The organism is Symbiopectobacterium sp. (genome assembly GCF_051710365.1).
Classification (GTDB): Bacteria; Pseudomonadota; Gammaproteobacteria; order Enterobacterales; family Enterobacteriaceae; genus Symbiopectobacterium.
On record NZ_JBPETA010000136.1, the window covers coordinates 1 to 9,204 of the forward strand.

A 9,204-nucleotide genomic window follows, 5' to 3' on the forward strand; every position below is an offset into this window, starting at 1 on the left:
AGTAGTCGTTTTTTCCGTCCATGCAGCAATGGCTGATTCATCTAGCCATACGGTTAGAGAACCGCGCTGCTTGAGGGCCTTGTTATAGGAGGGCCAGTTAGTGATTTTAAAATTTTGTTTTGCCATTGAGACCTGATTTTGAAACAACTATGGTGATCTGTTCCGATGATTACCCAAACTTTCTATTTATTCAACAAAGCCCTGCATATCGTGCAACGCGCTGTTTAATCGCCCCAGTTCATTCTTTGCCGATGCAGGCAACGTTTGGGTTAAATCACCCGCAGCGACAAACTCCAGGTGGTTGATGGCACTGGTGAGCGGTTTGAGCAGCAGCGCGCGCAGCACCAACCATGACACCACAATCAACATTACTACAGCGGCGCAGCACGCACCGATAAGCCACAGCATACGCACCCGGCCTTCTGAAGCCTGCGTTAGCTGATTGACCCCAGCCTGCTGGGCATAGTCGAAATAGGTTTTGTTGGCTTTATCAAAGACGGTCCCAAGTTGCTTGAGCTGGGTGACCTGATATTGGTAATAACGCTCAATATCGCGACTTTTTAGCGCATCGAGCATCGGTAAAATGCCATTTTCGTAATAATTTTTATAGGCTAGGGCGATATCCTGAGCCAGTATTTCTCCCTGCCCGGTGCCCTCGGTTGCAGCAAAAAAGCGATCAAGATCGTCCTTCGCCGCACTGGCATATTGCCCGGAACGGCCCGCCGCCGCCATGGCCTCATCCCACTGCTGCGTTTCCAACGCGCGAATCGCAAAAGAAGCCGCCACACGCACGCGCTGCATATTGGTGTTACTGCTCGCCAAATTGCCCAGTTCCACGCCCTGAATACGATTTAGCACCACGAGCGCATCGTAACTTTTATTGATAGCAATGATCCCCGTAGCGCTTACCAGCAATAACAGAGCTGCCATCACACCGAGCAACGCTAATAACCCTGTACGAATCGATATATTTTTCAACATGTTACTCCCTTACAAAGTAAACCATAGACTTAATAAGGTTATCGGTTGACATAACGGACGGGTTTATCGGCGCTTTGCGCTTTTGGCGGAAACCTCGCAATATTGACAACGATTGCAAGATAGTTGGGTTTGGCGGCAATAAAAAAGGCACCCTTTAACAGGTGCCTTTCTAAAAAGCTAGACATTACAGTCTATTGCAAGTAATACCACGGTGTTCCGTGCAGGTTATCTCGGCGTATCAGCCATAAATATTTGCACGATCGCGCAGTTCTTTACCCGGTTTAAAGTGGGGAACGTATTTACCTTCCAGCTCCACCTTTTCACCGGTTTTCGGATTGCGCCCAACGCGTGGTGCACGGTAGTGAAGTGAAAAACTGCCGAACCCTCGGATCTCAATGCGATCACCATCAGCCAGCGTTGCCGCCATCTGCTCGAGCATCTCTTTCACTGCATCCTCAACCACCTTGGCCGGGATATGAGATTGCTGTCCAGCAAGTCTTTTGATCAGTTTAGACTTGGTCATAATTCCTCCAAGTGCGTGGTTATATCAATATTGGATAGCCACGATTGACTTACTACCGTAACAGAATGAGCCAGCCGCGGCCGACTCACCCCACCCTATTACTCGCCTTTAGCTGCTTTGAACGCTTCAGCCATTGCGCTGGAGAAGTTACCTTCTTCCTGTTTGTTGTTTACGGTAGCGATAGCGTCTTTCTCATCCTCTTCGTCTTTCGCACGTACAGACAGGCTTACAACACGGTTTTTACGATCAACACCGGTGTATTTGGCTTCAACTTCATCGCCTACGTTCAGAACCAGCGTAGCATCTTCTACACGGTCACGAGATGCTTCAGAAGCACGCAGGTAACCTTCAACGCCATCTGCTAATTCAACTGTAGCACCTTTTGCGTCAACAGCAGTGACTTTACCCGTTACGATCGCACCTTTTTTGTTCAGTGACAGATAGTTATTGAACGGGTCTTCCGCCAGTTGTTTAACGCCCAGGGAGATACGCTCGCGCTCTGCGTCAACTTGCAGAACAACAGCGGCGATTTCGTCACCTTTCTTGTATTCGCGAACGGCTTCTTCGCCAGCCACGTTCCAAGAGATGTCAGACAGGTGTACCAGACCATCGATACCGCCATCCAGACCGATGAAGATACCGAAGTCAGTGATAGACTTGATCTTACCTTCTACGCGGTCACTCTTGTTGTGGGTTTCAGCGAACAGCTGCCACGGGTTGGATTTGCATTGTTTCAGGCCCAGGGAGATACGACGACGTTCTTCGTCGATATCCAGAACCATAACTTCAACCACGTCGCCCACGTTAACCACTTTGGACGGATGGATGTTTTTGTTGGTCCAATCCATTTCGGATACGTGTACCAGACCTTCAACGCCCTCTTCGATTTCTACGAAGCAGCCGTAATCAGTCAGGTTGGTCACACGACCGGTCAGACGGGTGTTTTCCGGGTAGCGCTTAGCGATAGCAACCCACGGATCCTCGCCCAGCTGTTTCAGGCCCAGGGACACACGAGTACGTTCGCGGTCGAACTTCAGCACTTTCACAGTGATCTCATCGCCAACATTGACGATTTCGCTCGGATGCTTAACGCGTTTCCACGCCATATCAGTGATATGCAGCAGACCATCAACGCCACCCAGGTCAACGAATGCACCGTAGTCAGTGAGGTTCTTAACGATACCTTTAACTTCCATGCCTTCTTGCAGGTTTTCCAGCAGTTGATCGCGCTCAGCGCTGTTCTCGGATTCGATAACGGCACGGCGGGAAACGACAACGTTGTTGCGTTTCTGATCCAGCTTGATCACTTTAAACTCAAGCTCTTTGCCTTCCAGGTGCAGCGTGTCGCGAACCGGACGAACGTCAACCAGAGAACCCGGCAGGAATGCACGGATGCCGTTCAGTTCAACCGTGAAGCCGCCTTTCACTTTACCGTTGATAACACCGGTAACGGTCGCAGCTTCTTCGTAGGCTTTTTCCAGCATCAGCCAGGCTTCGTGGCGTTTCGCTTTCTCACGAGACAGCAGGGTCTCGCCGAAACCGTCTTCTACCGCGTCCAGGGCAACGTCAATTTCGTCACCCACCTGGATTTCGAGTTCGCCTTGTGCGTTTTTGAATTGCTCTACCGGAATGGCAGATTCAGATTTCAGACCAGCGTCAACCAGTACGACATCTTTATCAATAGCAACGACAACGCCGCGAACGATGGAACCCGGACGAGTTTCAATTCCTTTCAGCGATTCTTCAAAGAGTTGAGCAAAAGATTCAGTCATGTTGTTAATCTTAAGGGTTTCAATTTAACGTCCATCTGGCATCCTGCTTGATGGGGTTGTTTCACATGCCCTGCTGTTATCCTTACAACAAGGTTAAAAAAAAAATGCTATACCGCGCCTCAATCAACTCTGTGATTGAGCAAGGATTTTACGCGCGTAAATGAGCGATTTCGCAATAACGTCATCAATAATAGACATATCGGTCGAATCCAACACCAGCGCGTCTGCGGCAGGGATTAACGGTGCTACCGGACGATTCCGATCGCGCGCATCCCGTTCTTTTATCTCGGACAAAAGACGTTCAAAGTTAACATTAAAGCCTTTTTCCTGCAACTGTAGCATGCGTCGTTGTGCACGTTCTTCCGCGCTGGCATCCAAAAAAATCTTCACAGGTGCATCGGGGAACACCACCGTACCCATATCGCGGCCATCCGCTACCAGTCCCGGCGCTTCTCGAAACGCGCGTTGACGGCACAATAAGGCTTCTCTCACACGCGGAAAAGCGGCCGCCTGCGAGGCGGTGTTACCGACCGTTTCATTACGAATTTCGTTACTGACGTCCTCGCCTTCCAGAATCACTTTCAGTTGCCCGTCTTCAGCAATGAAACGCACGTCAAGGTGTGACGCCACCGGCACTAACGCTTCTTCCGAACCGATATCAACCTGATGATGTAAGGCAGCCAAGGCGAGCACGCGATAAATCGCGCCCGAGTCCAACAAATTCCACTGCAATGTTTCTGCCAACGCCTTGCACAGCGTTCCCTTGCCTGCGCCACTCGGCCCATCAACCGTTATTACCGGTGCCGTTACCGCCATCTCTTTCTCCTATTACTCGGGTCAACCGCGAGGTCTGTTACGACTTACGGTGCCTCATTATACGCGCCAACGAGCAAAACCGTTAACCTAACACCCGGAGAAAGATAAAATTTCAGAAGATGCCTTGCAAAACTGCGGGCGGGCATAGGCCCGCCCGACAGGAAAAGTGCAACCACCGTCCGGTTATTAACCGTGGCTCAGACGCGCCAACTGTTGAAAATAGTCAGGGAAGGTTTTTGCCGTACATTTGGGGTCGAGAATGGTCACTGGTGTATCGGATAATGCCACCAGCGAGAAACACATCGCCATACGGTGATCGTTGTAGGTGCCGATCTCTGCAAAACGTAACTGAGGGGCAGGCGTAATGCGAATATAATCGTTCCCCTCTTCCACCGTCGCACCGACTTTGCGCAGCTCAGTCGCCATTGCCGCAAGACGATCGGTCTCTTTTACGCGCCAATTGTAGATATTGCGCAGCGTCGTGGTGCCGCCCTCGGCAAACAGCGCTGCCGTGGCAATCGTCATGGCCGCATCGGGGATATGATTCATGTCCATATCGATGGCATGCAACTCACCGCACTGACACTCGATATAGTCATCGCCCCAGCGGATAATGGCACCCATTTTTTCCAGCACGTCAGCAAAACGGATATCGCCTTGCACGCTGTTGCGCCCCACGCCCGTAACACGGACCGTTCCGCCTTTAATGGCCGCCGCCGCCAGAAAATAGGAAGCGGAAGAGGCATCACCTTCCACCAGATACTCACCTGGCGCACGGTATTGTTGGTTGCCCTGTACGCTGAAGTGCTGGTAATTATCGTTGTGCACCTCAACGCCAAAATCTTTCATCATGCGCAGCGTGATATCGATATAGGGCTTGGACACCAGATCGCCTTTGATACTGATGCGGGTGTCTTTACTCGCCAACGGCGCTGTCATCAGCAACGCGGTCAGGAACTGGCTGGAGACGCTGCCATCCACGGCGATCTCACCTCCCTGGAAACCGCCGTGCAGGCGCAATGGCGGATAGTTGGTCTGCTCAAGGTAGTCGATGGTCGCGCCACCTTGGCGCAACGCATCCACCAGATGGCCGATCGGGCGCTCTTTCATACGCGGCTCGCCGGTCAAAACAATATCGCCTTGCGTCAAGCATAACGCGGCGGCCAGCGGACGCATCGCCGTGCCCGCATTGCCAAGAAACAGTTCTAACGGTTGCGACGCGCTGAACGGTCCACCAATACCGGTGACGTCGCACTCGGTGCGGCTGGGCAAAAGCTGATATTGCACGCCTAACAGTTGCAACGCGTCCAGCATATGGCGAACGTCATCGCTATCGAGCAGGTTTTTCAAACGCGTCGTCCCCGTTGCCAATGCCGCCAGCAACAAAGCACGGTTAGAGACGCTTTTCGAACCGGGAAGGTTAATCACACCATCGATCAGGGAAATAGGCTGTAGGGTAAGGGATTCCTGCATGTAACTCTTAACTCCGGTCATCAACATAAGAAACCCCGGTGCACACCGGGGTTTACTGGTAACAGGTTGCCGCTTCACGTTCTGCGACAACGGTACGACCTGCAACGCCGCGGGCAAACCACGGCGTCACTCGCTGCGGTATTAGCCGTGGCGACGTTCAAAATCCGCCATAAAGGCAGTCAGCGCCTGTACACCTTCCAGCGGCATCGCGTTGTACAGCGACGCACGCATCCCCCCCACTACGCGGTGGCCTTTCAGCGCATGCAACCCAGCCGCTTTGGACTCTTCCAGGAACAGTTTATCCAGCGCGTCGTCACCGAGCAGGAACGGCACATTCATGCGTGAGCGGTTGGCGGCCAGCACATCGTTACGGTAGAAATCGCTGCTGTCGATAGCGCCGTAAAGGTGATCCGCTTTCTCGCGATTGCGTTTTTCCATTTCCACCAGGCCACCCTGCTCTTTCAGCCATTTGAATACCATGCCAGAAAGGTACCAGGCGAAGGTCGGCGGCGTATTGTACATGGAGTCGTTATCGGCCAGCGTTTTGTAATCCAACACCGACGGCAGCACGCTGCGGGATTTACCCAACAGGTCATCGCGCACAATCACCAAGGTTAAACCGGCAGGGCCAATGTTTTTCTGCGCACCGGCATAAATCACACCGAAACGGCTGACATCGATCGGGCAGGACAGGATGCTGGAGGAGAAGTCAGCGACCACAATCTTGTCGCCAAAGTCAGGCGTTTCTTCAATTGCCAGACCATCAATGGTTTCATTCGGACAGTAGTTCACAAAAGCGGCATCGTCAGACAGAGCCCATTCACGCATCGGTTTGGCGGCGCGCAGGCCGTCAATGCGGGTTTTCACGTCAATAACGTTCGGTTTGCAGTATTTTTCCGCTTCGTTAATCGCACTGTGCGCCCAGTAACCACCGTCGATATAGTCCGCTTTAGCGCTGTCACCCAGCAGGTTGAGCGGCACGGCAGCAAACTGCGCGCGCGCCCCCCCTTGGCAAAACAGCACTTTATAGTTGGAGGGGATCTTTAACAGATCGCGCAGATCCTGCTCGGCTTCCGCCGCTACCTGCATAAATTCTTTACTGCGGTGGCTGATTTCCATTACGGACGTTCCCAGCCCACGCCAGTTACACAACTCTTGCTCGGCACGACGCAACACTTCAACCGGCAGCATGGCTGGACCGGCGCTAAAATTGAAAACTTGTGTCATTTCCCCTCACCACGTGTTTAGTACGACTATTTTTAACGTTTTGTCTGTTTTACAGCGACTATTATGATTTTTTGCAACAACCACGTTGGCTATTTGCAGCAGCCATCATGGTTTTTTGCAGCAACCGTCATCATTTGTTTTTATCACTGGCTCCTTCTCGCTGCAATCCTTATTACGCTTTCCCGTATAAAACCCGCACGGCGACAGCGTGGAGTTGTCCGTGAAAAATCCGTATGATGCTCGTCCCATAAAAGAGAAAAGTGACAATCATGAGCCAAACATTCATCCCAGGCAAAGACGCCGCCCTGGAAGACTCCATCGCCCGTTTTCAACAGCAACTCCGTGACCTGGGGTTCAACATCGAAGAAGCCTCCTGGCTGAACCCGGTGCCTAACGTCTGGTCCGTGCATATTCGCGACAAAGATTGCCCGCTGTGTTTTACCAACGGCAAAGGCGCCAGCAAGAAAGCCGCTCTGGCCTCAGCCTTAGGTGAATATTTCGAGCGTCTTTCCACCAACTACTTCTTTGCCGACTTCTATCTGGGCAAGTCAATCGCTAACGGCGATTTCGTACACTACCCGAACGAGCAGTGGTTCCCGCTGCCGGACGATAACAGCTTACCGCAGGGGATTCTGGATGATCACCTGCGCGCATTTTACGATCCTGATAACGAATTGAGCACCAGCATGCTGGTGGATCTGCAATCCGGCAACGACAAACGCGGCATCTGCGCCCTGCCGTTTACCCGCCAATCCGATAACACCACCGTCTACATCCCGATGAATATCATCGGTAACCTCTACGTTTCCAACGGGATGTCCGCTGGCAACACCGCCAATGAAGCGCGTGTGCAGGGGTTGTCTGAGGTGTTCGAACGCCACATCAAGAACCGCATTATTGCTGAAGCCATCAGCCTGCCAACCATCCCGGACAGCGTGTTGCAACGTTACCCCGGCGTGGTGGAAGCCATCGCCACGCTGGAAAAAGAAGGGTTCCCGATCCTTGCCTATGACGCCTCGCTGGGCGGCAACTATCCGGTGATCTGTGTGGTGCTGTTCAACCCCAGCAACGGCACCTGCTTCGCCTCTTTCGGGGCACACTCTGATTTCGGTGTAGCGCTGGAGCGTACCGTCACCGAACTGCTGCAAGGACGCGGGTTGAAAGATCTCGATGTCTTTACCCCGCCGAGCTTCGACAATGATGATGTGGCGGATCATGCCAATCTGGAAACCCACTTTATCGATTCCAGCGGTTTGATCTCCTGGGATTTGTTTAAAACCGACGCGGATTATCCCTTTGTCGACTGGAGCTTTAAAGGCAGCACCGAGCAGGAATTTGCTACCTTGATAGCAATTTTCCACAAAGAGCACAAAGAGGTGTACATCGCCGATTACGAGCACCTGTCTGTCTACGCTTGCCGCATTATCGTGCCGGGGATGTCCGACATTTATCCGGCAGACGATCTGCTGTTGGCAAACAACAGTATGGGTGTGCATTTACGCGAGACCATCCTCTCCCTGCCCGGCAGCCAGTGGGAAAAGCAGGCGTATCTCGATCTGATCGCTCAGTTGGATGATGAAGGTTTTGATGACTTCACCCGCGTGCGCGAACTGCTAGGGCTGGCAACTGGTAAGGATAACGGCTGGCTCACGCTACGTATCGGTGAATTAAAAGCGATGCTGGCGCTGGCAGGCGGCGATCTGGAACAGGCCCTAATCTGGGCGGAATGGACGCAGGATTTCAACAGCTCCGTCTTCAGCTCATCGCGCAGCAACTACTACCGCTGTTTGCAGACGCTGTTGACGCTGGCATTGGACGAAGAGCGTGAGCCATCGCAGTATTACGATGCGTTTGTCAAAATGTACGGCAGCGACACCGTCGACGCCGCGAGCGCGGCTATTGCCGGTGAGCAGTGTTTCTACGGGCTGTTTGACGTCGATGACACCTTCTCCACATTGCCTGCACACCAATCGCTGCTGGCAGCTTACGAGAAACTGCAAGCGGCGAAGCGTCGTTTCTGGGGCTAATGCCGTAGCTCCCGTCCTCCCCGGTTAACGCCGGGGAGCATTCACACTGTTGTGACCTCAAACGGCAACCTTGTTTTTTTCGATCAATTTTCCAGCAACACGCAAGATGTCATCATCCAATTATCTTATAGCTGCGTAATTCGAATAATTCGGCATTTCTCATAAAATGAAGAATAATGTACTTATTGTTATTAAATAGTGAATTTTTAATTAATTTGCAGCAACTCACAACACCGAAATGATACAAAAACGCATATCATTTAACCGTCATTCCGCACCTGATTTTTCTTTTTTCGGGACTTGACGGTATTCTGAAGTTCTGAATTTATTACTGCTTTTTGCAGACCAATCAGCATGAGTACTCCCCACGTTACCATCCGTAACC

Annotated in this window: 7 protein-coding genes and 1 pseudogene; 1 reads left to right on the forward strand and 7 read right to left on the reverse strand. The window is 52.0% G+C overall.

All coding sequences use genetic code 11. The features are described from left to right. The 7 genes and pseudogenes from ACTBDZ_RS12415 to serC all read right to left on the reverse strand — a co-directional run. A pseudogene (locus ACTBDZ_RS12415) lies at positions 1–126 on the reverse strand (IS5/IS1182 family transposase); the annotation flags it as partial. A gap of 60 nt (positions 127–186) precedes the next feature. Continuing rightward, positions 187–981 (reverse strand): Tar ligand binding domain-containing protein, encoded by a 795-nt coding sequence (locus tag ACTBDZ_RS12420; RefSeq protein ID WP_438815537.1) that lies wholly within the window; start codon positions 979–981, stop codon positions 187–189. Between the two features lie 238 nt (positions 982–1,219). Then, positions 1,220–1,504, reverse strand: a complete 285-nt coding sequence (ihfB, locus tag ACTBDZ_RS12425) for an integration host factor subunit beta (protein WP_438815538.1) — start codon at positions 1,502–1,504, stop codon at positions 1,220–1,222. 98 nt (positions 1,505–1,602) lie between these two features. Beyond that, positions 1,603–3,276, reverse strand: a complete 1,674-nt coding sequence (rpsA, locus tag ACTBDZ_RS12430) for a 30S ribosomal protein S1 (RefSeq protein WP_438815539.1) — start codon at positions 3,274–3,276, stop codon at positions 1,603–1,605. A 123-nt stretch (positions 3,277–3,399) separates the two neighbouring features. After that, the gene (gene cmk, locus ACTBDZ_RS12435; RefSeq protein WP_438815540.1) at positions 3,400–4,092 is read right to left on the reverse strand and encodes a (d)CMP kinase; all 693 of its coding nucleotides are present in this window, start codon (positions 4,090–4,092) and stop codon (positions 3,400–3,402) included. Between the two features lie 186 nt (positions 4,093–4,278). Next, positions 4,279–5,565 carry a 3-phosphoshikimate 1-carboxyvinyltransferase gene (aroA, locus tag ACTBDZ_RS12440; RefSeq protein ID WP_438815541.1) on the reverse strand — a complete coding sequence of 429 codons (1,287 nt, stop codon included), beginning with the start codon at positions 5,563–5,565 and terminating at the stop codon, positions 4,279–4,281. Between the two features lie 141 nt (positions 5,566–5,706). Beyond that, positions 5,707–6,792: a 3-phosphoserine/phosphohydroxythreonine transaminase gene (gene serC / locus ACTBDZ_RS12445; RefSeq protein WP_438815542.1), complete on the reverse strand. Its 1,086-nt coding sequence runs from the start codon at positions 6,790–6,792 to the stop codon at positions 5,707–5,709. Positions 6,793–7,061: 269 nt separating this feature from the next. Between serC and ycaO the strand changes: the two genes are divergently transcribed. Continuing rightward, positions 7,062–8,819, forward strand: a complete 1,758-nt coding sequence (ycaO, locus tag ACTBDZ_RS12450) for a 30S ribosomal protein S12 methylthiotransferase accessory factor YcaO (protein ID WP_438815543.1) — start codon at positions 7,062–7,064, stop codon at positions 8,817–8,819. Positions 8,820–9,204: the final 385 nt, after the last annotated feature.